Consider the following 26,665-nt stretch of genomic DNA (forward strand, 5'->3'; position numbering starts at 1 on the left):
TTTTCAATAACTATTATGACTACTTTTGCAACTTAAAATTACATTTCATGAAATTACTATATTCCTATATTATTAAGCATAAATTATTATTGTTTTTTGCTTTAATAATGGCAACAATTAATATTTGTTTTAGTTTATCCGATTCTATCATTACCGGAAAATTAATGCAAGATTGTGGTGTAGGAATGGCAAAATATAAAGGCAACGAGTTAGGTTTTATTAAATCGGTTGCTTTTTGGTTGGGTTTGTCTCTTGGAGCAGCAATGATTTCAAGAATTACTAAAAACTTCCAAGATTATTTTACAAATAGTGTTATTCAACGAACTGGTGCCGAAATGTACACAGACGGAATAAAAAAATCATTAGACTTGCCTTTTGAAGAATTTGAAGATCAACGAAGTGGTGAAACTTTAAGCAAATTAACAAAGGTTCGTTCCGATTCTGAAAAGTTAATTACGCTTTCAGTTTCTATGATTTTTCAAACCATAATAGGATTCGTTTTTGTAATAATTTACGTTTCTAGAATAGATGCTCGAATTTCATTGATATTTTTAATTACGGCTCCTATTATTGCATTGGTAAGTTCGTATTTAGGAAAAAAAATAAAAGTTGTTTCTCGTAAAATTGTTACTCAAACAAATTCATTAGCAGGTTCTACAACAGAAAGTTTACGAAATATAGAATTGGTAAAAAGTTTAGGTTTAACACATCAAGAAGAAAAACGTTTAAATCTAAACACTTTAAAAATATTACAACTCGAATTACAAAAAATCAGATTCATTAGAAGTCTAAGTTTTATACAAGGTACTACAGTGCATTTTTTAAGAACTTGTGTGGTTTTTACGCTGTATTATTTTTTATTTGGCGAGAAAATTTTAGTTGGAGATTTACTAACAATGGTGTTTTTTACTTTTTTTATCTTTGGGCCGTTACAAGAGTTAGGAAATTTTATTATTGCGCTTAATGAAACTAAAGTTTCTATGGAGAATTTTAAAGACTTGTTAAATGCTCCAAAAGAGTTTAGACCAAGTAATCCTAAAAACATTGGACCTATTACACATTTACAATTTTCAAATGTTTCCTTTCAACATAAATCGGCAAGTCAAAAAGCAGTTGAAAACATAAATTTTAATATCAAAAAAGGAGAAACAGTAGCTTTTGTTGGGCCTTCTGGTTCAGGTAAAACTACTTTGGTTAAGCTTTTAGTTGGTTTGTATCCACCGGCTGAAGGACAGGTTTTGTATAATAATACCGATTCTTCTGAAATTGATTTATTAGATTTAAGAAGACAATTAGGATTTGTAACACAAGATGCGCAATTGTTTTCGGGAACTATTCGTGAAAATTTATTGTTTGTGAAACCAAATGCAACAGATGAAGAATTAAACGACGTAATGAAAAAAGCAAGTTGCCAAAAATTATTAGATCGTGCCGATGATGGATTGAATTCTACTATTGGCGAAGGAGGTATAAAAGTTTCAGGTGGCGAAAAGCAACGTTTATCTATTGCAAGAGCTATTTTAAGAAAACCTAATTTATTAATTTTTGATGAAGCAACTTCTGCATTAGATTCTATTACAGAAGAAGAAATTAACGAAACGATAAGGTCTATTTCAGATCAAAATAGAATAACGGTTTTAATTGCGCATCGATTATCTACTATTATGCATGCCGACACTATTTTTGTGCTCGAACAAGGAAAAATAATAGAGCAAGGCAAGCATGATGATTTAGTGGCAGAGAAAGGTTTATATTATGCCATGTGGCGCCAACAAATAGGTGAACGAAAGTAGTTTATTAATTTATTATTCTAGCTAAATCAAAATTAGCAGAAAGAATTGCATTAATGAATTTACTATTATGACCGTTGTCTAATTTGAAAAACGGGGTTATTTCATATTCTAATTTTGTTTGAATGTCAATATATCTATGAACACGCCAGCCAAAACCTAATTGAGCGCCTAAGTTTAAGGTTTCAAAATGGTGTTTATAATCTTCTTCATTATCAGAAGTGGCGTCAGTAATTATAGAAATTTTAGGGCCTCCAATTAAGTAGAAACCTTCTCTATAGGTTTCACCAAAATCATACTTAAAATTGGCAGATAAATCTATAAAATGCATTTTAAATAATGTATTTTTAATGTCAAATAAAAAATCTTTACTATAATATAAAACATCTAGTTTAACTCCCGTATTTTTTGTAAAATTATATTCACCATATACACCTAATACTAAAGAAGGTGCTAGGTTTTCAGGAATAAATGAGTCTGCTTTATTATTATTGGCAATATTATAAAAATTAGTTCCAATTGTAATTCCGTATGATAGTTCATGTTCCTTTTCATTAGTTATTTCTTGTGCTGCAACTATCGTTGTAACAAAAAATGCAAGTATGAGTATTAAATTTTTCATGATTTAGTCTTTTTTTCTCTATTAAAGTTACGAAAAAAATCAGACATGCATTGTGAGAATTCTATTATTTTTTTGTTTATTTATAGTAAATTAATAAGTGTTAACTTATAGGGAATGATTGAAAAAGAATATTTAGAACCTAATGATGGCTTCTCTCAAACCATAGTTGTAAAAACTGGAAATTTCAAAACGCTTTACATTTCAGGTCAAATTGGTGACGGTGCAAATTTAGAAGCGCAAACCATTGCCACTTTTCAAAATTTAGAAAAGCAACTGGCTAATTGTAATGCTACTTTTAAAGATGTGGTAAAAATGAATACCTACATCGTAAATTTTAATTCCGAAGTGGATTTAGCCATTTTCAGAAAAGTCAGAAAGGAATTTCTTGGAAATGAAAATTATCCTGCAAGCACTTTAGTTGGAATTCAAAGTCTAGGAAGAAAAGAATGGTTAATTGAAATTGAAGTGATTGCAGTAATAGAATAAAAAAAGTCCTGAATCATTTCAGGACTTTACTAAATTATAATTAGATTAATTATTTCACAAAATCAACCACTTTCTCCAAAGCTTCCTTAATTCCACCTACATTTTTCCCTTTTCCTGATGCAAAGAAAGGTTGTCCACCGCCATTTCCGTCGATTAATTTTCCTAATTCTCTAATTACGTTTCCAGCGTTTAATCCTTTTTCAGCAACTAGTTCTTTTGAAATGTAGCAATGAATATTTGGTGCATTGTCTTCAATTGAAGCTAAGAATACAAACGCATTTGGTTTTGAAGTCCCAATAGCTTGAGCTAAATCTTTAGTTGAACTCATCGATAAATCTACTTGTTTGGCTAAAAATTGGATTCCGTTGATTTCTTGGAAATCGGTAACCAACGAATTTTTTAATCCTTCGATTTTTTCTTTCACTAATTGCTCTACTTGTTTTTTCAACTTTGCATTATCATCTTGTAATGAAGCAACGGATTTTAAAACATCTTGTGGATTTTTCAAAACTTCTTTGATTTCCGCCAACGTATTTTCTTGTGAAGTATAAAAATCTTTCACCGCATCACCTGTAATTGCTTCAATACGACGAATTCCTGCCGCAACAGCTCCTTCTGATATAATTTTGAAATGCCAAATGTCAACGGTGTTTTTCACGTGAATTCCACCACATAACTCTTTACTATCGCCAAATTCAATCATACGAACGTTATCGCCATATTTTTCACCAAACAAAGCCATTGCACCTTTGTCTAATGCTTCTTTGATTGCAATATTTCTATGTTCTACCAATTGTAATTGTGCTTCAATTTGTTGATTTACACTTGCTTCTACTTGACGTAATTCTTCATCAGAAACTTTAGAAAAATGCGAAAAGTCAAAACGCAAATAATTTGGGTTAACCAACGAACCTTTTTGTTCCACATGTGTTCCTAAAATGGTTCTCAAAGCCAAATGCATCAAATGCGTAGCCGAGTGATTTTTAGAAGTCGAAGTTCTTAAATCGGTATTTACTTTTGCAATAAAACTTGCTTCCAAATTCTCAGGAAGTTGTTTTGCAAAATGTAATATTAAGTTGTTCTCTTTTTTTGTATCGATAATTTCAATCGTTTCGTTTGCCGAAACTAATGTTCCTTTATCGCCCACTTGTCCACCACCTTCTGGGTAGAATGGCGTATTATCTAAAACTATTTGGTATAAAACACCATCTTTTTTAGAATCTACTTTACGAATTCTTGTGATTTTTACTTCATTCTCGGTTTTGTCATATCCTACAAACGTTTCTACATTTCCTGGAATTAAAACGTTCCAATCTTCCGTAGAAACCTCAGAAGCGGCACGCGAACGTGCTTTTTGTTCTTGCATTGCTACATTGAAACCTGCTTCGTCTAAATCGTATCCTTTTTCACGAAGAATTAAGGCTGTTAAGTCAATTGGGAAACCAAATGTATCATACAATTCAAATGCTTTCGCACCTGAAACTTCTTTTCCAGAGGTCTCAGCCATTACATTTTCTAACAATTGTAAACCTTGTTCTAAAGTTCTTAAGAAAGATGCTTCTTCTTCGCGAATTACATTAGTAACCAATTGTTGTTGCGATTTAATTTCTGGGAAAAATTCGCCCATCTGATTCGCTAACACTTCTACCAATTTATTAATGAAAGGTTCTTTCGTGCCTAAAAACGTAAATCCGTAACGAATCGCACGACGTAAAATTCTACGAATTACATAACCGGCACCAGTATTAGATGGTAGTTGTCCATCTGCAATTGCAAAGGCAACGGCACGAACATGATCTACAACCACACGAATAGCAATATTGGTTTTGTTTTGCTCTTCGCTAATATTTTTTACTTCATTAGAAGTGTATTTTAAACCTGTAATTTGTTCTACTTTTTCTATAAGTGGTGTAAATACATCGGTATCGTAATTGGAAGTTACATTTTGCATTGCCATACACAAACGCTCAAATCCCATTCCGGTATCAACGTGTTGTGCTGGTAATTTTTCTAACGAACCATCGGCTTTACGGTTGAATTCCATAAATACGTTGTTCCAAATTTCAACCACTTGTGGATGGTCTGCATTCACTAATGAGAATCCAGAAACAGCTGCTCTTTCGGCATCGGTACGTAAATCAATATGAATTTCAGAACAAGGTCCACAAGGTCCTTGATCTCCCATTTCCCAAAAATTATCTTTTTTATTTCCTTTTATAATTCTGTCTTCAGAAACATATTGTTTCCATAAGTCATAAGCTTCTTGATCAAACGGAACATTCTCTGATGGATTTCCTTCAAAAACTGAAACGTATAAACGATCTTTGTCTAGTTTTAAAACTTCGGTTAAAAATTCCCAAGCCCAATCAATGGCTTCTTTTTTGAAATAATCGCCAAAAGACCAGTTGCCTAGCATTTCAAACATCGTGTGATGATAAGTATCAAAACCTACATCTTCTAAATCGTTATGTTTTCCTGAAACACGAAGACATTTTTGCGTATCGGCTATTCTTTGGCTTTTTGGTATTCCATTACCTAAGAAATATTCTTTGAATTGGGCCATTCCCGAGTTGTTAAACATCAAGGTTGGATCGTCTTTTAAAACGATTGGCGCAGAAGGAACAATTAAATGTCCTTTTGATTCGAAGAATTGTAAAAACTGTTTACGAATGTCTTGTGATTTCATATATATAATATATTTTTTATCGGTATTATGTGTAATCGCGTTTTTAAGTTGTAATTTTTACAAACTATTTATTGTTGCGATTTCATTATCAATTAGTTATTTCAGATTTTAATTAATGATTTTATAAGGAATACTAAGTTAACGATTTGAAAAATTTCCCAACTAAAAAATAAAATAGCATTAGAATGAAACATTTCTTAAATTTGTTCGTATAACCTATGTCAATCAATAAATTTGGCACAAAAATAGTATATTTTCATTTATGTCGAAGGTAAAATATTATTACGATTCAGAAAATTTAGCTTATAAACGAATTCAGACAAAAAAAAGGAAGAAGTTTGGCTATATTGTGTTGTTTTTATTGTCATCGGCTTTGTTTGGATTTTTAATTTTCCTGTTGTTGATTAATACTAGTTATTTTGAAACGCCAAAAGATAAAATTCAAGCGAGAGAAATTGAAGCTTTAGCATTAAATTATAAAGTTTTAAATAAAAAATTAGATTTAATGAACGAAGTGTTAACCGCTATCGAAAATAGAGATAATAATATTTACAGAATTTATTTTAATACGAGTCCAATTTCAGAAGAAGAAAGAAAAGCAGGATTTGGTGGCGTAAACAGATACAAAGATTTGGAAGGATTTAATAATTCAGATTTGATAGAAAGCACCACAAAACGAGTCGATATACTAACAAAAGAATTGGTTATTCAATCTAAATCGTTAGATGAAATTGTAGCTTTAGCAAAACAAAAAGAAAAATTGTTAGCGGCAATTCCGGCAATTCAACCGGTTAAGAATGAAGATTTAAAACACATGGCTTCTGGTTTTGGTTATAGAAGTGATCCGTTTACAAAAATTAGAAAATTTCATTACGGAATGGATTTTACAGCAAGAACAGGAACGCCAGTATACGCAACAGGAGATGGGGTAGTGTATAAAGCAGATGCTTCTTTGTCTGGTTACGGAAACCATATTGAAATTAATCATGGTTATGGTTATAAAACATTATATGCCCATTTAAGTAAATATAAATGTAGATCAGGACAAAGAGTAAAACGTGGAGATATAATTGGATATGTTGGAAGCACAGGCCGAAGTCAGGCGCCACATCTACATTATGAAGTTTTTAAAGGAAATGTGCGAGTAAATCCATTAAACTTCTATTACGGAAGTATTTCGGCAAAAGAATATATAGAGATTTCAAAATTAGCAAACCAAGAGAATCAATCATTAGATTAACGATTTCAGAAGTTTTGAACTTGTAATTGAACTTTAACTTGAATTTGAAAAATGCATTTAGAATTAGCACCAAATAAAAGATATTACAGCATTGGTGAAATTGCCAAAGCTTTTAACGTAAATGCTTCCTTAATTCGTTTTTGGGATAAAGAATTTGATATTCTAAAACCAAAGAAAAACGCAAAAGGAAACAGAATGTTTACACCTGACGATGTTAAAAATCTTCAGTTAATTTATCATTTAGTAAAAGAACGTGGATTTACACTAGAAGGAGCCAAAACGCATTTAAAAGAAGGTCAGAAAAAAACCTTAGATAAGTTTGATATCATTTCAAAATTAGAAACGATAAAAGCACAATTGAACACAATTAAAAATCAACTATAAACAAATTAATAAACTTTAAAACAAAAAAAAATGATAAAAAAATTTTTACCTTGGATGATTGGTGGTGGAGCACTTTTAGTATTAGTGTTCTGGTATATCGGCGTTAAAAACGGAGCAATTACAGTAGATCAGTCTGTGAAAAAAGAATGGGGAAATGTTGAAACTTCATATCAAAGACGTAATGATTTAATTGGAAATTTGGTTAAAACTGTAAAAGGTGCTGCCGAATTTGAAAAATCAACGTTAGAAGCTGTTATTGCTGCAAGATCAAAAGCAACATCAATTACTGTTGACCCAACAAATATTACACCAGAACAATTTGAGCAATTTAATCAAGCACAAAGTGGTGTGTCATCTGCATTGTCTAGATTATTAGTTACAGTTGAAAAATATCCTGATTTAAAAGCGAATCAAAATTTCTTAAAATTACAAGATGAATTAGCTAGTACTGAAAATCAAATTTTGACAGCTAGAACTCGCTTTAATGAATCGGTTGAAGCGTACAATAATTATGTTTTGAAAATGCCTAGAAATTTAATTTTATCTGAATATAAAGAAAAAGCTGTATTTAAAGCAGTTGCTGGAGCAGAAAAACCAGTAGAAGTAGAGTTTGACTTTAATAACGAGAAAAAATAATGTCTAAAACCGAAGATTTCTTATCAAAAGTAGAAGAACAAGAAATTGTTCAGGCAATTGTAGAAGCCGAAAAAAATACTTCGGGAGAAATTCGTGTACACATAGAAGAACATTCAGAAAAATCACCTCTTGAGAGAGCTCAGGAGGTTTTTTTTGAACTTCAAATGAATGAAACACAAGAAAGAAATGGTGTTTTGTTTTATGTGTGTGTGGCAGATAAAAAATTTGCAATAATTGGAGACGAAGGAATTGATAAAGTAGTTGCTTCAGATTTTTGGAATGCAACAAAAGAAGTTGTAATTTCTAATTTTAAAAACAAAGCGTTTAAAAAAGGATTGGTTGATGGAATTATAAAAGCAGGAGAAAGTTTAAAAGAACATTTTCCTTATCAATCAGATGATACCAACGAATTGTCTAACGAAATTTCAAGAGGATAATATGAAAAAACTAATTTTAGTAGTATTTTTCCTTTCAGGAATTTACGCAAATGCACAATTTACCATTCCAGATAAACCCAGTTTTCAAACGAGTGTTTACGATTATGCTGATGTTTTAAATCAATTGGAGGAGAAAGAATTGGAAAAAAAGCTAATTCGCTATTCCGATTCAACTTCTACACAAATTGTAGTTATTTCCATAGATGATTTAAAAGGAGAAGATATTGGGATTTTAACTCCAAAATGGGCACATCAATGGGGAATTGGGCAAGCAAAAGAAGATAACGGAATTTTAATTTTATTATCTAAAAACGACAGAAAAATTTGGATTGCTCCGGGTTATGGAGTTGAAGAAAAATTAACTGCGGGAATAAATGGAGAGCTTATTAGAAACATTATTATTCCCGAATTTAAATCGGGAAGTTACTATACTGGTTTAGACAAAGGAGCCGATGCAATCTTTGAAGTGTTAAAAGGAAAGTATAAAGGTTCTCGAAAAGAGAAAAAAGATAATTTTCCAATTTTTCCAATCCTTATTTTTATCTTTATTATAATATTGATTATTTCAAAGTCTAAAGGCGGAGGCAATTCAGGTGGTGGAAGAGGATTAGATTTAGCCGATATTATTATCCTAAGTAGTTTAGGAAGAAGTGGAGGCGGAGGAAGTTTTGGTGGTGGATCGTCTGGAGGTTTTGGCGGTGGCTTTGGCGGCGGTGGTTTCTCTGGAGGTGGTGCCGGCGGAAGTTGGTAGATTTGTAGTAAAAAATAAAAAGTATAAAAAAAACTCGTTAGAAATTCTAACGAGTTTTTTTATAAATTTAAACAAATAAGTTATTCAATTTCAAATGTTTGTGTTTCGTTTGGACCAGCATCTCTTGAATTTAATGCTGCATTAGTTGAGTCTACAACAAAAGCTACAAATCGAACGTTACTAGCATTTACACTAGATGGTATTGTATATGTAAATGATTTAGAAAACTCATCATTATAACCCATAGCTCCTGTAATTGTTTCGCCTAAAATACTGCTAGATAAAACAGCTCTTAAAACATGGTTATGTTCAAAACCAACTATTGGATTAGATCCTCCATAGTAAGTAGTCGAGTTAGTTTGATTGTAAATTAAATGATCTTCTAAAGCGTAAACAACAAGTTTAAGATTGTTAAAACTTTTACCGTATTTAACTTTAACGTTTACTGTAGAAGTATTTCCAGAAGTTGAAGTTTCTAATGCAACACCTAATTTAGGATTTATACCTGTTGTTAAATTTAATGCTTGATTAATTGCTGTAGTTGATGTTTCAGGGTAACTCCATTCTGTACTTCTATTTAACATAGCTGTTGGGTATCCACTTAATCCAATTTGATTTTCTAAAACACTTGCTCCAGAAAAATTATAAGGATCATTTCCTCTGTGAATTGCAGTAATCACAACATCTGAAGTTTCTGCTTCAATCAATTCAATAGCATAAGCAACTCTAGGGCAATACTGGCACCAAGTTCCTGTAAAGTCTTCAATTAAAACTCTTTTATTGAAGTTTATTACTTCGTTTACTGTAACTTGAATTGTAGGTGATGTTAATGTTACACCAGCAGAATTTACATGTGTTGCATAAATATCTAGTGTTCCTATAACTGAGGTTGTATATGAGCGTCCAGAAATTTGAGTTCCATTTACGTAAAAAGTTGAAGTAGAACTTACACTTGCATTATTGTTTCCTACAGTTGATAAAATAACCGATGTTCCAACATCTACAGAAGAAGAATTTGAAGTTACGGTTATTGATGAAATAGGTTCTGAACTTGAGTTGTTTTCTCCAGAGTCGTTATCACTACTACATGATGTGTTAAAAAGTGTTGTTAAAAGGGCAAAAGCTAATAAAATTTTTTTCATGGTTAATTGATTTGGTTAATAGTTGATAAATTTAGTTGCGCTAATATATAAAAAAAAATTAAATGTTAATAAAGTCTTAATTTTTATTTAAAAATGTTTGTGTATTAACTAATTAATCATTTTTTTTGTTCAAACTTATAATCTATTTATCAATGAAAAAATTAGCCCTTTTTTTACTATTTTTTGGTAACATTGTTTACTCACAACAAGAATTTCCGTCTGTGGATTTAAAAACTCTTGATAGTGAAACTATTAATACATCTTCGTTTAATGAAGCAGATAAATTATATGTCTTTTCCTTTTGGGCTACATGGTGTGCGCCATGTATTCAGGAGCTTGAAGCAATTAGTGAAGTTTATCAAGACTGGAAAACACAAATTAATGTAGAAGTAATAGCGGTTTCTACAGATGATTCTAGAACTCAGAAAAGAGTAAAGCCTCTTGTAAATGGTAAAGGATGGGAATACAATGTTTTATTAGATACCAATCAGGATTTAAAAAGAAAATTGTCAATTGCAAATATTCCTTATTTAATAGTTGTGAAAAATGGAAAAATCGTTTTCATTCAAAATGGTCACACTCCTGGAGCTGAAGAAGAGCTATTAGCTAAATTAAAGACTTTGTAAATTATGAAAAAAATAATCCTACTATTTTTAGTGTTTATAAATACTGCTGTTTTTGGTCAAACAGAAGAAACTAAAACAGAAAAAACGAGATTTAACTTTTTTGGAGGAATTGAATCTAATTCACAATGGTATACAAATGATATCGAAAGAGAGATAAATCATCCAGAAGATCCATTGAGATCTAATAATTATTTGAATTTTAATCTTAATTATGGTAAATGGTCTGCAGGAATTCAAGGTGAAGCCTATGCGCCAAATGCACTTTTAAATTATAACCCAAAATATAATGAGACTAATGTTGGAACATGGTATGTTAATTATAAAGCTACAAAATTAGATGTAACGGCTGGGTATTTTTATGAGCAATTTGGAAGCGGATTGTTACTTAGAAGTTGGGAAGACCGTTCATTAGGAATTAATAATGCAATACGTGGTGGTAAAGTAACGTTTACCCCAACAGATAATTTGTTTTTTACAGCCTTATACGGAAATCATAGAACAGGATTTGATGTTTCAGAAGGTGAAATTTATGGGTTTAATTCAGATATTAACCTTTTTAAAATGCTAAAAATAGAAGGTTCAGACTTATCTGTTGGCTTTTCTTATGTGGGTAGATATGAAAAAACAGATGAAGTTGATCCAAACTTTGATAATCTTACAAACGCTTTTGCTGGAAGAGTTAATTTTTCTAAAAATAATTTTTACTTGTTTACGGAATACAACTACAAATCTGATGATGCTGTTTTATATAATTTAGATATTAATAATGATTTTGTTAAACCAGGATCAGCCTTATTATTAAATTTTGGTTATTCTAAAAAAGGATTTGGCATGGATGTGAATTTTAGAAGAACTGAAAATATGAGCTTTTATTCTGAAAGAGTTCCTGAAACTTACACAGAGACATTGTCTACAAGTATAAATTACAATGATAAAATAATGAATTTTGTGCCTAGTTTAACTAAGCAACATCACTTTAATTTAGCAAATATTTATGTTTACCAAGCACAGGCCCAAGTTTTAGTTGATCCAGATACTGGTGTAACAAAAGCTGGTGAAATTGGAGGTCAAATCGATTTGTTTTATGATTTTAAAAAAGATACAAAAATTGGAGGAAAATACGGAACTAAAATAGCTGTTAATTATAGTAATTGGAACAATCTTAAAGCAGATTATGTGCTATATCCGCCTGATTACAAGACAGATTTCTTTGGTTTTGGGAATAGATACTTTTCAGATTTTAATTTAGAAGTAACAAAAAAAGTATCTACTAAAGCCACTTATAATTTTGCGTATATAAATCAGTATTACAATAATAGATTAATAACAGGAGCTTCAAATGTAATTGTAAAAACAAATATACTTGCATTTGAAGGAGATTATAGATTTTCTAAAGGGAGAGCTGCAAAAATTGCAGTAGAGCATATGTGGGCAGATAACGATAGAAAAAATTGGGCTGCTATTTTGATAGAATATAATTTAAATACAAAATTTTCTGTATTTGCTTCAGATATGTATAATTATGGTTATAAGCATAATCCTTCAATTCTTATTGACGACATAACAGATCCATTTGAAATTCATTTTTATAATTTTGGAGGAGCCTATAAAAAAGGTAGTACAAGAATTGCTGTGAATTATGGTCGTCAAAGAGGTGGTTTGGTATGTGCAGGGGGTGTTTGTAGATTTGTGCCGCCAAGTACAGGTTTAGGAATTACACTAACAAAATCATTTTAAATAGCAACATTTTAATGACAAAAAAACTCGTTAGAATTTCTAACGAGTTTTTTTGTCATTAGTTGTTAATCCATAAATATCATTCCATTACCATTATCTTTTTTACCTCCAAATTTTTCTAATTTATAGGTTAACGAAAACATAACATATTGTTGTAAAACCATATTTTCCATATCGGTAATTGCTGTTGGAGTAATGGTTCTTGTTGCACTAACATTCTGATTTAAAAGATCGTAAACTTTTACTTTTGCTAATAATTTGTCTTGATAAAAATTATAACCCAAGCTTAAATTCCATAAATAGAAATCCTTTTGAAAACCATCTGCAATATTAGAGTTGTAGTTGTAGCCAAAATCACTTCCTAATACTACTTTTTTAGGCCAATAACTCGTGATTTCTAATTTAGCACTATGTTTAAAATTTTTGGTATTATCTATAACGTAATTGGTAAAGTCATTAGTAATGTAAGTGTATTTATAGGAAGGATTAATTGTAATCAGTTCATCAATAGACCAAGTTAAGTTAACTCTCGGATTTAAAGTTAATCCCTTAGATTCAAACAACTCTGCATTGGTTAATCCTTGATTGTAATCGTAACCTAGTTGCATTCCAAACCCATATTTAAAAGTACTTTTTTCCTGTTTTAAGGATTTGTTTAAATTAAAACCAATATATGTATTGTAAGCTCTATCTACGTTTTGGTAAGTAGTGGTTGCTTTAAAATCAGAATCATAAGTTGTAGAAGCTACAATTTCGTTAACATTGTAATCACCTCCGGCATAAGCATAAAAGCCACTTCGTGATGCGTAATCATAATTATTAAAATTAGTATAAAGTGAATAATTTTCATTTGGCTTTAAATCGGCATTTCCAATAAACGTGTTCAATGGATTTCCTAAATTTTGGAAGGGTAAAATTTGGTTGGCAGTTGGTAAATTTACTTCGTAAGAATAATAACTATAAATCGATTTTGATTTACCAAGTGTAATGCTAACATATCCGTTCATTTTTGGATAGATATAGTTTTTATTTACCGCAGTTTTAGTTGATAAATAGGTAGATTGATTGTTGAAATTAATAATTTCAGTCCCCATAGAAATACTTCCTCTAATTTTCTTTTTTCTAATACTTATTCCAACCATTGGACTTACTGATGAGGTTGTGGAAAAAATCTTATTTGAAAGTAAATCATTAAAGTTAGAATAAGAATTAAATCCACTATCAAAATCATACGTTTCCTGTACATCATTAGCTTTGTTGTATTTATAAGAAGTTTTAAAATTAAATACTAACGAATCTTGTAAAGGTTCGTTGTAACCTATTTCAGCTCTAAAGCTGTCATTTTTAGAATCGTCAATTCTGAATTGATCTCGGTCATCGTTAGAACTTCCTGATTGAAAGAATGTAGTTGCTGTTTTAGTAAATAAATCAGATGTATTTTTGCTGTTTTCATTATTTAATGAAGCGCTAATTCCTCTACCTTTTTTCTTAAATCCTTTGTAAAAATAAATATTGTTTTTAAAGGTATTGTTTTTGCTAGTCCAGTTGTTATCACTTGTGTTTTCGTTTAAAGCAGCTCCGGTTTCATCAAATGTAGCATCAAAGCCAAAGTTTTTGTTCTTAACTTCACTTTTAGAAAAACTTGGACTAAGATATATAGTTGCAGTTGAATCTAGTTTAATTTCAAAATCCATTTCAATATTGTGCCCGTCTGTTATGGATTTGGTTTTAGATTCGGCTAAAGTGTTGGTGTTCCCGGTAGGAAGTAAATTAATTCTATTTGTTCTATTGTTGTTGTTTGTTTCTGCACTTGAATAATAGTAACTTCCATTCGGATTTATTTTCTTTTTTGCCCATTCATCTGCAAAGTTTACTCCAATCATGTTAGACTGCGTAATTCCGTTATTTCCTCCAAATTGCATTCCATTAATTCCAAAGCTTCCATTGTCATTAACCCAAATAGAATTGTTTCTTCCGCCACCCATATTGTCAAAAATTTCATCCATCGAAAATCCTATTGAGTTAATATTATTGGAAGAACCAAGCACACTTATTTTTTGAGTATCTTTAAAATAGTTAAATAACAAACTCGACTCGTATCGGTCATCTGTTCCATAGCCAACATTTGCTTTTCCAAAAACACCTTTATTTTTATCTTCTTGAATAGTTAAATTAATCGTCTTTTCATCAGAAGTAGCGTCTTGTCCGGAGAGTTCTTCTTCTTTAGTTTTGGTGTCCGTAACTTGTACTTTATCTATAATATCAGCGGGTAAATTCTGAGTGGCAATTTTACCATCTTTTCCAAAGAAAGGTTTTCCGTTCACTAAAATATTATTTACTTCTTTTCCGTTGACCGTGATTTTTCCTTCTTCATCAATTTCTACGCCTGGTAATTGTTTTAAAAGTGCTTCAACATTGGCGTCTGGACGAACTTTAAAAGACGAAGCATTAAATTCTAAGGTATCATTTTTAATAGTTACGGGTGGCGCTTCAGATTGAATAATAATTTCTTTTAACGAACTAACATTTTCTTCTAATTTGATGGATCCAAAATCAATATCGGCTTTTAAATTTTCAATTTTTTCCGAATAATCATTGTATCCGATATAAGAAATTTTAAAATAGATTGAATTTTCTGTTTTTTTAGTCTTAAAAATAAAATTCCCATTTTTGTCTGAAATGGTATAGTCTATTAAAGTTGAATCTTTAACTGATTTTAAATAAATTGTAGCTGATTCAAGTGGTACAGATGTATTCTTGTCGATTATCTTCCCTTTTAATGAAACGGTGTTTTGACTAAATATTAGGGAAGTAAATAGTAGCGATGCAATTAAAAGTGATTTTTTTAACATGAAAAAGCAGTTAATTTGTTTAAGTAATAATTAACAGCGAAATAAAATATTTATTGTGTGAATAAAAATTTTCTTACGAAAAGTTTAACAATAAACACAAAAAAACCGAAGCGTTAACTTCGGTTTTCTACTATTTCTGTCTGAAATAAATATCTATTGGAACACCACTAAAATTGTATTGTTCTCTCAGTTTATTTTCAATAAAACGTTTGTATGGGTCTTTTACATATTGTGGCAAGTTAGCAAAAAACACAAACTGAGGTGTTGGCGTTGGTAACTGCATACAATATTTAATTTTTACATATTTTCCTTTTAAGGCTGGTGGTGGCGTTGCTTCAATAATAGGCAACATCAACTCGTTGAATTTAGAAGTAGAAATACGTTGTTTTCTGTTTTCAAATACTTCAACAGCAGTTTCTAATGCTTTTAGTAAACGTTGTTTGGTTAAAGCCGAGATAAAAAGAATAGGCACATCTGTAAAAGGCTGTAATTCTTCTCTAATCTTACGTTCGTAATCACGGGTTGTCATGGTGTCTTTTTCTACCAAATCCCATTTGTTTACAAGGATTACAACTCCTTTACGGTTTTTTTCAGCCAACCAAAAAATACTTTGGTCTTGACCTTCAAATCCACGAGTAGCATCGATAACTAATAAACAAACATCACTGTGTTCAATAGCTCTTACTGATCGCATTACCGAGTAAAACTCTAAATCTTCTTTTACTTTTGCTTTACGTCTAATTCCGGCTGTATCAACCAAGTTAAATTCAAATCCAAAACGGTTGTATCTTGTATCAATTGCATCACGAGTAGTTCCAGCAATGTCGGTAACCACAAATCTATCTTCGCCAATTAAAGCGTTAATGAAAGATGATTTTCCTGCATTTGGTCTTCCTACTACACAAAAACGTGGTAATGGTTCCACTTCTTCGGTAACTTCTGGCATTTCAGGTAATACTTCGACTAATTTGTCTAAAAGTTCACCTGTTCCGCTTCCGCTCATTCCCGAAATCGTGTAATATTCCCCTAATCCTAAGTTGTAAAATTCTACAGCGTCTTTTTCACGCATCGCATTATCTACTTTGTTAATTACTAACAAAACAGGTTTTTTAACCTTACGAAGTAACTTAGCCACTTCATCATCCATTGGAGTAATTCCTTCTTCCACATCTACTACAAAAATAATAGCATCTGCCTCGTCAATAGCTAATTCTACTTGTTTGCGAATTTCAGCTTCAAAAATATCGTCCGAACCTTTGATATAACCACCCGTGTCAATTACAGAAAACTCCTTTCCATTCCATTCACTTTTTCCATAATTTCTATCACGCGTAACACCGCTTACCGAGTCAACAATTGCTTCTCTTCGCTGAATTAAACGGTTAAAAAATGTGGATTTTCCAACATTCGGTCTTCCTACAATGGCAACAATATTATTCATAATCTTATTTTGAATCTGCAAAAGTACGATTTTTTTTGTAGCTTTTTCCAGCTATCCACTACAACTCCACAATTTTAGCTCTTTTTTTCTAAATTTATTCGGTCAGCTTCTATGGTCGCTGTCCAAATAAAAAGAAAAAATAGATCAAAAATTTGCGGGGTTTCCGTTTTTATCTGGGCTAGGGTGTGAAATTTGTTCAATATTTGTTAAAATTGTATATATTAGCTTTAAAATCAGAAGAAATGGAACCTGAAAAAAGTATTGCACTACGACCAAAGTTTGAAGTCGAATCAAATAATAGGGTCGATAAAATTTTAGAAAAAGCAAAACAGTTAAAAGCCGAACTCAAAGCCGATTATCAAATAAAAATAATCGACGAGCATTTGTATTTCTATTTCAGTAAAGAAAAACGAAAATACTATTCCCCTTTTTTACATTTGGAATTAGAATCCAATGAAGATAAAACAACAGTAAAAGGTCTTTTTGGTCCAGAGCAATTGTTGTGGACGCTTTTTATGTTTCTACATTTTATTATTGCTGGTTTGTTTTTAGTTTTTGCAATGATGGCCTACACACATTGGTCGCTAAAACAATCTACGATCATAGATTTCAGTATTATGGGAATTATGGTAGCATTTTGGTTTTCACTCTATTTTATGGCACGATTAAATAGAGAACGTGGTATACCACAAATGCATGAATTGGAAGATTTGATGTATAAGGTTTTGGAATAATTTATGTCTGTCAAACTGAACTTGTTTCAGTTTCTAAACTAATAAATTCAAGTTATTGATTCTGTCAAAAAAGAAAATCTACAATTCAAATGAAAATAAAATTCCACCTGCGTCACTTCGAGTGTTTTGTATTTGGAAAGCCTAAGGTTTCCGAATACAAAATGTATCGAGAACTGTAGAATTTTGATTTCGTTTCTATAGTTCTCGATACAATTTTTAAAAGCAAAAATTAGTATTTTTTTCTTTTAAAAATCACTCGAAGTTACGGAGCGATTAATTTTTCCATGAAAATTTTTTCGAACCATCTTGATTTTTAAATTCGGATGACTCAATCCAATCATATTTTCCGTCTTTATCTTTGTATAGAATTAAGTTATCCGCTTTAATATTTTCAATATATTTTGACAGTTCAGTTGTACAAGATTTTAAATCTTCAATTTCATAACATAAAATATGAGTATGAATGTTGTTCTGACCCGTTGGATCTTCAATTCCAATTGTAATTTCAGAATTATAAGTTGCAATCCAAATTGAAAAAATTCCTGAGTCACTTTTCAAATCACAATCAAATGATCCGTCATCTTGATGTTTTATTGTTTCAATAAATTCTGGATAATTTCTCTCAATGAATTCAATTATTAATTTCGAGAATAATTTTTGTTCCATTCCATATTTATTTTAATAATATCATATTGCTTACAACTTACTTTTGGTTATACCCAAAACGTTTCAATTGGTAAGCACTGCTTCTCCAATCTTTATTTACTTTAACGTAAGTAGCCAAGTGAATTTGTTTTCCAAAGAATTTTTCTAAATCTTCACGTGCTTGAATACCTACACGCTTTAAAGCAGCACCTTTGTGACCAATGATAATTCCTTTTTGAGTATCGCGTTCCACCATAATCACGGCGCGAATTCTAATAATGTTATCATCTTCAATAAATTCTTCCGTTTCAATTTCTACAGCATACGGAATTTCTTTGTCGTAATTCAACAATATTTTTTCACGAATGGTTTCGTTAACAAAGAAACGTTCTGGTTTATCGGTTAGAGCATCTTTTGGGTAAAACGCTGGAGAAACCGGAAGCAATTCGATAATTCTATCAAAAACGGTTTGTACATTAAAATTCTCTAATGCCGAAATAGGAAAAAGTTCTGCATTAGGTACTTTTTCTTTCCAAGCTTGTACTTGTTCTTCTAGTTGTTCTTGGTTCGATTTATCTATTTTGTTTAATAATAACAAAACTGGGATTTTAGAATGGATAATTTTATTAAAAAACGCTTCGTCTTTTAATTCTTTTTCTCCAATTTCCACCATATAAACTAAAATATCAGCATCTTCAAAAGCCGATTTCACAAAATCCATCATCGAATTCTGTAATTCATACGCGGGTTTTATAATTCCTGGCGTATCTGAAAATAAAACTTGAAAATCATCTCCATTTACAATTCCTAAAATACGATGTCTAGTAGTTTGTGCTTTCGATGTGATAATAGAAAGACGCTCGCCAACAAACGCATTCATAAGGGTTGATTTTCCTACATTCGGATTTCCAATAATATTAACATAACCTGCTTTGTGCTCCATTTCAATATATTTATGGGTGCAAAGGTAGTGATAACGCCTTAAATAGTAGAAAGAAAACATTATTTTTAAAAAAGTCTTGTGATTTTAAATAAAGATTGTACCTTTGCACTCACAAATCGCGGGATAGAGCAGTAGGCAGCTCGTCGGGCTCATAACCCGAAGGTCACAGGTTCGAGTCCTGTTCCCGCTACTAAGTAATTAAATCAGTGTTTACAGGAAGGCTCATATCCGCCACGGCGGACAAGGTTCGAGTCCTGTTCCCGCTACTAAGTAGCCTTATTGAGATTACAAAACGCACATCGCGGGATAGAGCAGTAGGCAGCTCGTCGGGCTCATATCCGCCACGGCGGACACAGGTCAAGATTTGGATAAATTAAAAGTTTTAAAAACATATATCGCGGGATAGAGCAGTAGGCAGCTCGTCGGGCTCATAACCCGAAGGTCACAGGTTCGAGTCCTGTTCCCGCTACTAAAGAAAGCTTTCTAGAAATAGGAAGCTTTTTTTATGCAATTAAAAATAATTAGTCTAACTAGTTAATTTATAATACCTTTGCACGAAATTTAAAAAATAGTAAAAACTGCTTTAAAGAAAAGCACTTTATTTCCTTGATTATGAATATGAAAAAAATTGTTGAGTACAGAAAATTACTTAACGTTACTAAAGATGCTACTTTAAAAGAGTTAAAGTCTATTTACAGAAACAGTATGAAAGAAAATCATCCTGATAAATTTACGGATGAAGCTGATAAATTAGCAGTAGAAGAATTAAGTACTTTAACTATTGAAGCATATCATTTTTTAGTTAGTATTGCTCCAGAAACTTTAGAAAAAGACAAAGCAGAATACACAAAAACAACTACATCAGTAAATATTTTAGATTTCTATATGGAAAAAACGGTATTATATATTCATTTCTTAGATGGAAATAAATATGAATACTTTGGAGTTCCAAAAAACACTTATATAAAAATGGTAAATGCAGAATCACCAAGTAGATTTGCAAGACGCCATGTTTACAATAACTTCTTATACAGAAGCGCTAGCAAATTGGTCGCTGCTGAATAATTTTAAAAAAGCCTTTCTTTCGAAAGGCTTTTTTTATTAATTTTCATCTGCTGATTCTTTTTTTGTTTTCAAGATCAACTCTTTTTTTATTTCAATTGAATTCTTTTTATCATCTATTTGAACACTTACCTCTTCTCTACTCTTTGTTTTTGTTTTCTTCTTAATAGACTCCCTATCGATTGTTTTAGGCACAACAACTTGACTCGATGGGTTTAAAGCATTTTCATCAACAGCTTTGCGAACTGGGAAAGCAGCCATATTTACAGGCTGACCATAAAGCTCAGGCATTAAATATTTACCTTGCATACGTGCAGGTTTATCGACAACATCCAATGCTTTTTCAGGATTTTGTTGGAGGTACAAGTCATTTCTATCAGCCAAAACCATCCAAGAAACTTTAGTATTAGGCTTGCCAGCCACTTTAAATTGGTTGTTAGCGATTTCTTCTAAAACATAAGGTTGTTGAGGTGTTCCGATAGCTGTCAATTGGTAGCTGAAATCTTTATTGATTTGATCGAAATAATCAGGCAATTCGATGGTTGCTTGACCATTAGCATCCAATTTAATTGTACCACGGTACATATTCAAAACTTCGTTTGATTCGATAGCAAAATGCTTGAGGTTTTTGTTGGTAGGGTCGCTAGGGTGATCGATGGTAAAAGGCTTAACACCAGTTGCCGTCATATCGCCAATTGCAAAAACAGCCTCTGCGCCACCACCACTTTGAGCAACAACACCATAAGTGTCGCCATAGGAAAAAGTACCCATATAACCACCAAAATTATAAGAAGCGATACCAAAACCAGCTGCAGGTTGAGAAAGTATGTAAGCACCTGTGTGGTCCTGGCCATTATTTCCACCCAAATAAGCAAAGACATTAGCGTTTAAAACAGTGCCAGCTGAAGGAGCAGCAGGTGCGCTAAAACCGACCATGGCAGAGCCTTCGCCAGCATGTTGTACGTAAAGAGCCTCATCTGTATTTGCTGCATCATTAATGTCAAACTCACCAGAACGACCTTGTGTACCGTAGTGGTTCATCAAAACACCATGACCGATACCGTACTGGCTACCTGCGAAAGCAGCACCAGAAACAATACCACCTGCACTAGGCGTAGCCGTATTCATATCAGCAAAAAAGCCAAAACCATTACCAGCAGCTGTCGTCGGAACGGGTACACCAGGGCCAACATCAGTATAGTTAGCTTGGAATCCGTTACCAGATTGCCCTACCAAATAACTCCAAGACCCTGTACCACCAGCAGCAGACATATTATTGACAGTCCCTACATCAGCAGCAGACATCAAGTTATAAGTACCAAAACCAGAGGTGATGTCATTAAAAACACCAAAACCATTGGTAATGCCATTATAAACGCCATCGCCAGTAGCCATGTCATTTACAACCCCAGTACCATTGGTTACTAAGTTGTAAACACCATTTCCTGCTGCAATCACATTAAAAACACCGTCGCCCGAATTATTTTGGATAACGCGAATACCATCACCCAGACCATCTTGGAAAACATCCAAGCCATAGCCTGTTCCCGTTGTATTGAGCATGATAACTTCTTCACCATTGCCTCTGGCCTCTGTGTAGAGTGAAATGCCTGGGTTGATGTTCGTTGCGCTAGACATATAGCCAAAATAACCATAAGCATCCCCATCGTGCAAGAGCGTGAGACCATCTCCTGTACCTGTATGTCCTAAGCGCATGCCGCTAGCTGTACTGCCTGCATTCAGCATTTCAATATTCATACCTGCTCCTGCAGTAAAGTTGGGCATATAAATAACAGAGGAAGTATTAGATGCATTAGTTGCATTAATTTCAATAGAGTTACCTGCAGTTCCACTATGGTTTAATTCAATTGCATCAATAGCAGCAGTTTGAACAATATCCGATTTAGCATCTGGTGCTGGTTGGCCAATCCCAACATTACCATTTACATCAATATGAATTCTATCTATTGCGTTTGTTCTTAAAACCAAATCATTTGCATCTGAAGTACCAAGATAATTTGTTGCAGAGTTTGTACCAGTATTTCCGGTTAACGACCAATCAGAAGAACTTGTGGCAACTGTAGCTAAACGAACCCATGAAGCTCCATCCCAATAATAATAACCAGGGGTTACTTGATTTGGCCCAACAGCAGATGTAAATGTATTATACACTAATTCCGAAACAGTGGGAGTAATAACAGTAGCAACATTTGTTGCCGATAGGGCAACTCTAGGAACAAGCATCCCATCTGTTGTTGATGAAACATCTAACGCTCCGTTAGGGGAAGTTGTACCTACTCCAACCTGAGCATAATTAATAGAAAAAAACATAAAAAAGGCGAGTAACACACTGTTTTTGAACATGATAATATTTTTTTTTGCAAGATAAAAAAAAATGTTAGTCTTTTAACATTTTTTTTAATACCAATCGTCCTATTTTTGTGGGACGATTTTTTTATATTGAAAAACATTACTTTTAAAATTTACTCATCTACTTTAACTCTTCCAGAAAAATGGAATGAGGTAGCTGCATCAAACCATTTTTTACAAACACCTTATTTACAAGTGTTAGAAAAATCTGCACCCGTAAATATGGAATGCTTTTATATTGGCATTTTTGAAAACGAAACTTTAATTGGAACACTTCTTTCCCAGTACTTAGATTTAAACAAACTTGAATCTTTTGGAGAAAGAGACAATTATTTTAAAAAGCAACTACGAAATTTTATTTTCAAGAACTTTGCATCTCACGTTTTATTTCTTGGGAACAATATGATTACAGGGCAAAATGCTTATGCACTATCTAAAGAAATTGAACATAAGTACTTGAGCAAATTATTAATAGATTGCGGTAACGAACTTATTTTATATTTTAAAAAGAAGAAGATTAAAATTCATATTGTATCTGTTAAAGACTTTTACGAAAACAATGCAACTGAATTTAAAAAGTATTCTTTCAAGGGTTTATACGAGTTCAACGTACAACCTAATATGATTTTCTATTTGGATGAAAAATGGAAATCAGAAGAAGATTACATAGCGGCACTTTCAAAAAAATATCGAGACCAATTTAAAAGAGCGCGAAAAAAGAATGATGGAATCATTGTTAAAAATCTTTCTTTCGAAGAAGTTGTTCAGCATGAAAATACGATTTACGATTTGTATCACTACGTAGCAAAAAATGCGACTTTTAATACATTTTTTTTAGCAAAAAATCATTTTTCAACTTTGAAAGGACAATGTGGAAATCGTTTTCAAATTTTTGGCTATTTTTTGAATGATAAATTAGTAGGTTTTCATACGCTTTTATTAAATGATGAAACTTTAGAAACCTATTTTTTAGGATACGACGAAACCATTCAAAAAGAAAATATGCTGTATTTAAATATGTTGTACAACATGACGAAATACGGAATTGAAAACGGATTTAAAAAGATTATTTTTGGAAGAACAGCTTTAGAAATAAAGAGTTCAGTAGGTGCAACACCTGTTAAAATGTCAGGGTTTATTTATCATAACAATAAAATAATTAATAAATATATTGGTAAAATATTTAAACAATTAGAGCCAGAGTTACATTGGCAACAACGACACCCTTTTAAATAGTTTTTTACATAAATTTTTAAAAATAAGGCAATTGCCTTATTTTTTTGCTTTTAGCATTTTACGAATTTTGAATTATTAATAAATCTAAAACCCTTACATTATGAAAATCGTAAAATTATTTAAACTATTACTTGTTTGCGCAACGTTATTTAGCTCTTCTTTAGTAAGTGCTCAACAATTAAGTAAACCAGAAGAAATTACACCTCAATTTTTAAAAGAAACTTTTGAAGCAGCCTTTATAACAATCGAAGAAGTAGGAGATACGTATATAAAAGTAAAGGATACTTATAGTGTTTTTATTGATATTGACCCGAGCAAACGTTTTGTAACTTTATCTGGAATTTATAGAATTGTTGATGGTGCAAAAAAAGATAAAGTAATGGATTTAATGAATAAAATTAATGGAGAAGTTGCTTTAGTAAAAGCAGTTTATTCTGAAAAATCGAACAATTTTGGCTACTATTATTACTTTTTTACAGAAGGTGGCTTTACTAAAAAATCATTAATAGGAGCTTTTAAGTTGTATATAACGGCTCTTGATTTAAGTTTGAAGAAAGATACTGATAAATTAATTAAGTAAATGTAATTAATGAAAAATTACGTATGACGAGAATTATATTTTCAGAATAAATAAAATTTATTTAAAAAGGTTATGTAACTAAGCTATTATTAATGAGTTTAATAATTAGTTTTGGTATTTATTAAAATAGGACATCAGTCCTATTTTTTTAGTTTTAACTAAAATTTTAAAATACTGAGTCACTCCTTTTATTGTTTATAATATGTTTTAATCTAGAAACTTATAGAATATTTATATATTATTGGGTCGCTTTTGATATTTTTTCTTTATTTTTCTAATTTGATTGATGTTTTTACTATTTTTAATTTACTATGATATTTATAAAAAATAAAATTTTCTCATGAAATACTCTTTTTTTTCACTTTTTCTTTGCTGGGTGACATTTTCAATAGCACAAAATAATAAACCATCTTATTTAGATAGTTTAGAACAAATAGTTTCAAAAATGCCGATAAAAAAGAAATTGCAACTTATTAACGAAATACCATACGTTAAATTTGTTGCAGAGGTTGATAAGTCTCAAAAATTATTTAAAAAAGCAGAAAGTATAGCAATTAAATTAAAGGATAGTTTAATATTAGGTGATTTGATTTTTAAGCAAGGTCAATTGAAATCGTATCAAAATAAATTTGATGAAAGTTTAGAGCTAACATTAAAAGCAATTACCATTTTTGAAAAAACTAAAAATTATAAACAAGCCGGAGTTGCTTATGGTGGTTTAGGTTATGCTTTAAAAAGGACAAATTTAGAAAAAAGTCTTTATTACATGAGAAAAGGTATTAAGTTGTTAGAAAAAGATAATGATTTAGAATGCCTTAATCCGATTTATGATAATTATGGTGTTGTTTTAAATATGAAAACAAAAAATGATAGTGCCTTATATTATCAAAAAAAATCTTTAAAAATCAAAAAACAACTGAATGACAGTGTTGGTTTAGGATATGGATTTGCAAATATTGCTAATACTTTTGCTGAGAAAAAGCAATTTAATTTAGCAAAAGCATATATTGATAGTTCATCTGTAATTAGAGAAAAAATAGCTGATAATTATGGGATTACTGTGAATTATGTTCAAAAGGCCGAAATTTATTTTATAGAGAGAAAATATAAAGATGCAATTGAAAATTTTAAAACGTGTGCTAAACTAGCCAACAAATATAAATATACACAATTAGAGCAATATTGTTACGAAAATCTTGCTAATAGTTATCTAGAATTGAAGGACTATAAAAATGCACTTGATTTTAAAGACAAATATCAAATTTTAAAAGATAGTTCTGATAATATAGTTACCAATAGTAGGGTAGAAGAGCTTCAAATTGAGTTTGAAACCGAAAAAAAAGAAAAGCAATTAGTTGAAGCAAAAGTTGAAATACTTGCGAAAGAAGCTAAAATTAAAAAAAGAACAACTTTTTTAATTTCTGCATTAGCACTTGCTTTTTTATTAGGTTTAATAGGTTTTTTTGTATACAAGCAACAAAAACTAAAAAACAATCAAATTATCAAGGAAAATGAGTTAAAGCAAGCTTTAATTAGAATCGAAAATCAAAATAACTTACAAGAGCAACGTTTAGCTATTTCAAAAGATTTACATGATAATATTGGTTCTCAGTTAACCTTCATTATTTCCTCTTTAGATAATTTAAAATATTTTGAGTTTACTAAAGATAAATTATATTCAAAATTCGATTCCATTGGAACTTTTACACGTTCAACAATAACTGATTTGCGTGATACTATTTGGGCCATGAATAAAGAAGCTATTACGTTTGAAGATTTAAAAACAAGAACTACAAACTTTATAGAAGCGGCTAAAACATCACTTTTAGGAATTACATTTGAATTTAATTATCCAGAAGACACAAATGAAGTTACTCTAAATTCTTTGCAAGGAATAGACGTGTACCGTATTATTCAAGAGGCGGTAAATAATGCGGTAAAACATGCTAATGCTACTAAAATAGCTGTTGATTTTATCCTTGTTAAAAACACTTTAGAGGTTTCTATTATCGATAATGGAAAAGGTTTTGATAAAGAATCAACAGAAGCCGGAAACGGATTAAATTCTATGAAAAAAAGAGCTCAAGAAATTAACGCTGATTTCTCCATTGAGCCTTTAGATCAAGGTACTAAAGTTAGATTGAAATTTAAATTATAATAAAAAAAATGTTCTTTTTATTTGGTAACACATATTTATTTTGATTTAAATACTATGTTTTAAAAATAGGGCATATGCCTTATTTGCTTTTTTTTATTTTTTGATCA

The 26,665-nt window shown here is 31.2% G+C and carries 22 protein-coding genes and 2 tRNA genes; 16 read left to right on the forward strand and 8 right to left on the reverse strand.

Going from position 1 to position 26,665, the window contains the following annotated elements; genetic code table 11:
* Positions 1–47: 47 nt before the first annotated feature.
* Positions 48–1,793, forward strand: a complete 1,746-nt coding sequence (locus tag GFJ99_RS03635) for an ABC transporter ATP-binding protein (protein ID WP_153207564.1) — start codon at positions 48–50, stop codon at positions 1,791–1,793.
* Positions 1,794–1,797: 4 nt separating this feature from the next.
* Here the strand turns inward: GFJ99_RS03635 and GFJ99_RS03640 are convergent, their stop codons facing one another.
* Positions 1,798–2,412, reverse strand: coding sequence for an outer membrane beta-barrel protein (locus tag GFJ99_RS03640; RefSeq protein ID WP_153207565.1), 615 nt, complete (start codon positions 2,410–2,412; stop codon positions 1,798–1,800).
* A 114-nt stretch (positions 2,413–2,526) separates the two neighbouring features.
* On the opposite strand from GFJ99_RS03640, the gene GFJ99_RS03645 reads away from it, so the two are divergent.
* Positions 2,527–2,898 carry a RidA family protein gene (locus GFJ99_RS03645; protein WP_153207566.1) on the forward strand — a complete coding sequence of 124 codons (372 nt, stop codon included), beginning with the start codon at positions 2,527–2,529 and terminating at the stop codon, positions 2,896–2,898.
* A gap of 49 nt (positions 2,899–2,947) precedes the next feature.
* Here GFJ99_RS03645 and alaS read toward each other — a convergent pair whose 3' ends face one another.
* Positions 2,948–5,584 (reverse strand): alanine--tRNA ligase, encoded by a 2,637-nt coding sequence (gene alaS, locus GFJ99_RS03650; RefSeq protein ID WP_153207567.1) that lies wholly within the window; start codon positions 5,582–5,584, stop codon positions 2,948–2,950.
* Between the two features lie 262 nt (positions 5,585–5,846).
* Between alaS and GFJ99_RS03655 the strand changes: the two genes are divergently transcribed.
* The 5 genes from GFJ99_RS03655 to GFJ99_RS03675 are packed head-to-tail and all read left to right on the forward strand — an operon-like array spanning position 5,847 to position 9,032.
* A complete protein-coding gene (locus GFJ99_RS03655; protein ID WP_153207568.1) occupies positions 5,847–6,824 on the forward strand; it encodes a M23 family metallopeptidase in 978 nt (325 codons plus the stop codon).
* A 51-nt stretch (positions 6,825–6,875) separates the two neighbouring features.
* Entirely contained in the window at positions 6,876–7,208 is a 333-nt protein-coding gene (locus GFJ99_RS03660; protein WP_153207569.1) for a MerR family transcriptional regulator, read from the forward strand.
* A gap of 30 nt (positions 7,209–7,238) precedes the next feature.
* Positions 7,239–7,844, forward strand: a complete 606-nt coding sequence (locus GFJ99_RS03665) for a LemA family protein (protein WP_153207570.1) — start codon at positions 7,239–7,241, stop codon at positions 7,842–7,844.
* A complete protein-coding gene (locus GFJ99_RS03670; RefSeq protein ID WP_153207571.1) occupies positions 7,844–8,281 on the forward strand; it encodes a TPM domain-containing protein in 438 nt (145 codons plus the stop codon). Before GFJ99_RS03665 ends, GFJ99_RS03670 begins: the two co-directional genes overlap by 1 nt.
* Position 8,282: 1 nt before the next feature.
* On the forward strand, positions 8,283–9,032 hold the full coding sequence (locus tag GFJ99_RS03675) for a YgcG family protein (RefSeq protein WP_008256490.1): 750 nt from the start codon (positions 8,283–8,285) through the stop codon (positions 9,030–9,032).
* 80 nt (positions 9,033–9,112) lie between these two features.
* Here GFJ99_RS03675 and GFJ99_RS03680 read toward each other — a convergent pair whose 3' ends face one another.
* Positions 9,113–10,174: an Omp28-related outer membrane protein gene (locus GFJ99_RS03680; RefSeq protein ID WP_153207572.1), complete on the reverse strand. Its 1,062-nt coding sequence runs from the start codon at positions 10,172–10,174 to the stop codon at positions 9,113–9,115.
* A 152-nt stretch (positions 10,175–10,326) separates the two neighbouring features.
* Here GFJ99_RS03680 and GFJ99_RS03685 point away from each other — a divergent pair, with 152 nt between their 5' ends.
* Entirely contained in the window at positions 10,327–10,800 is a 474-nt protein-coding gene (locus tag GFJ99_RS03685; protein ID WP_153207573.1) for a TlpA disulfide reductase family protein, read from the forward strand.
* 3 nt (positions 10,801–10,803) lie between these two features.
* Entirely contained in the window at positions 10,804–12,537 is a 1,734-nt protein-coding gene (locus tag GFJ99_RS03690; RefSeq protein ID WP_153207574.1) for a DUF6029 family protein, read from the forward strand.
* Between the two features lie 65 nt (positions 12,538–12,602).
* On the opposite strand, the gene GFJ99_RS03695 is transcribed toward GFJ99_RS03690, so the two are convergent.
* Both GFJ99_RS03695 and der read right to left on the reverse strand, forming a co-directional pair.
* Entirely contained in the window at positions 12,603–15,389 is a 2,787-nt protein-coding gene (locus GFJ99_RS03695) for an outer membrane beta-barrel protein (protein ID WP_153207575.1), read from the reverse strand.
* A 130-nt stretch (positions 15,390–15,519) separates the two neighbouring features.
* Positions 15,520–16,830 (reverse strand): ribosome biogenesis GTPase Der, encoded by a 1,311-nt coding sequence (der, locus tag GFJ99_RS03700; RefSeq protein ID WP_153207576.1) that lies wholly within the window; start codon positions 16,828–16,830, stop codon positions 15,520–15,522.
* Between the two features lie 212 nt (positions 16,831–17,042).
* Between der and GFJ99_RS03705 the strand changes: the two genes are divergently transcribed.
* A complete protein-coding gene (locus GFJ99_RS03705; RefSeq protein WP_238990066.1) occupies positions 17,043–17,564 on the forward strand; it encodes a hypothetical protein in 522 nt (173 codons plus the stop codon).
* 273 nt (positions 17,565–17,837) lie between these two features.
* Here the strand turns inward: GFJ99_RS03705 and GFJ99_RS03710 are convergent, their stop codons facing one another.
* Positions 17,838–18,230: a hypothetical protein gene (locus GFJ99_RS03710; RefSeq protein WP_153207577.1), complete on the reverse strand. Its 393-nt coding sequence runs from the start codon at positions 18,228–18,230 to the stop codon at positions 17,838–17,840.
* A 37-nt stretch (positions 18,231–18,267) separates the two neighbouring features.
* Positions 18,268–19,152: a GTPase Era gene (era, locus tag GFJ99_RS03715; protein WP_008256500.1), complete on the reverse strand. Its 885-nt coding sequence runs from the start codon at positions 19,150–19,152 to the stop codon at positions 18,268–18,270.
* 117 nt (positions 19,153–19,269) lie between these two features.
* Here era and GFJ99_RS03720 point away from each other — a divergent pair.
* The 3 genes from GFJ99_RS03720 (at position 19,270) to GFJ99_RS03730 (ending at position 20,217) form a co-directional block, all read left to right on the forward strand.
* Positions 19,270–19,342 (forward strand) — tRNA-Met (locus GFJ99_RS03720).
* A gap of 206 nt (positions 19,343–19,548) precedes the next feature.
* Positions 19,549–19,621: transfer RNA gene (locus tag GFJ99_RS03725), tRNA-Met, on the forward strand.
* Between the two features lie 149 nt (positions 19,622–19,770).
* The gene (locus GFJ99_RS03730) at positions 19,771–20,217 is read left to right on the forward strand and encodes a KTSC domain-containing protein (RefSeq protein ID WP_153207578.1); all 447 of its coding nucleotides are present in this window, start codon (positions 19,771–19,773) and stop codon (positions 20,215–20,217) included.
* Positions 20,218–20,253: 36 nt separating this feature from the next.
* Here GFJ99_RS03730 and GFJ99_RS03735 read toward each other — a convergent pair whose 3' ends face one another.
* Positions 20,254–22,563, reverse strand: coding sequence for a hypothetical protein (locus GFJ99_RS03735; protein WP_153207579.1), 2,310 nt, complete (start codon positions 22,561–22,563; stop codon positions 20,254–20,256).
* A gap of 111 nt (positions 22,564–22,674) precedes the next feature.
* Here GFJ99_RS03735 and GFJ99_RS03740 point away from each other — a divergent pair, with 111 nt between their 5' ends.
* From GFJ99_RS03740 to GFJ99_RS03750, 3 genes are all read left to right on the forward strand, one after another.
* Positions 22,675–23,820 carry a GNAT family N-acetyltransferase gene (locus tag GFJ99_RS03740; RefSeq protein WP_153207580.1) on the forward strand — a complete coding sequence of 382 codons (1,146 nt, stop codon included), beginning with the start codon at positions 22,675–22,677 and terminating at the stop codon, positions 23,818–23,820.
* 100 nt (positions 23,821–23,920) lie between these two features.
* The gene (locus tag GFJ99_RS03745) at positions 23,921–24,400 is read left to right on the forward strand and encodes a hypothetical protein (RefSeq protein WP_153207581.1); all 480 of its coding nucleotides are present in this window, start codon (positions 23,921–23,923) and stop codon (positions 24,398–24,400) included.
* 340 nt (positions 24,401–24,740) lie between these two features.
* The gene (locus tag GFJ99_RS03750; protein WP_153207582.1) at positions 24,741–26,558 is read left to right on the forward strand and encodes a tetratricopeptide repeat-containing sensor histidine kinase; all 1,818 of its coding nucleotides are present in this window, start codon (positions 24,741–24,743) and stop codon (positions 26,556–26,558) included.
* Positions 26,559–26,665 lie beyond the last annotated feature (107 nt).

This window comes from Flavobacterium sp. LMO6, from assembly GCF_009495795.1.
Taxonomy (GTDB): domain Bacteria; phylum Bacteroidota; class Bacteroidia; order Flavobacteriales; family Flavobacteriaceae; genus Flavobacterium.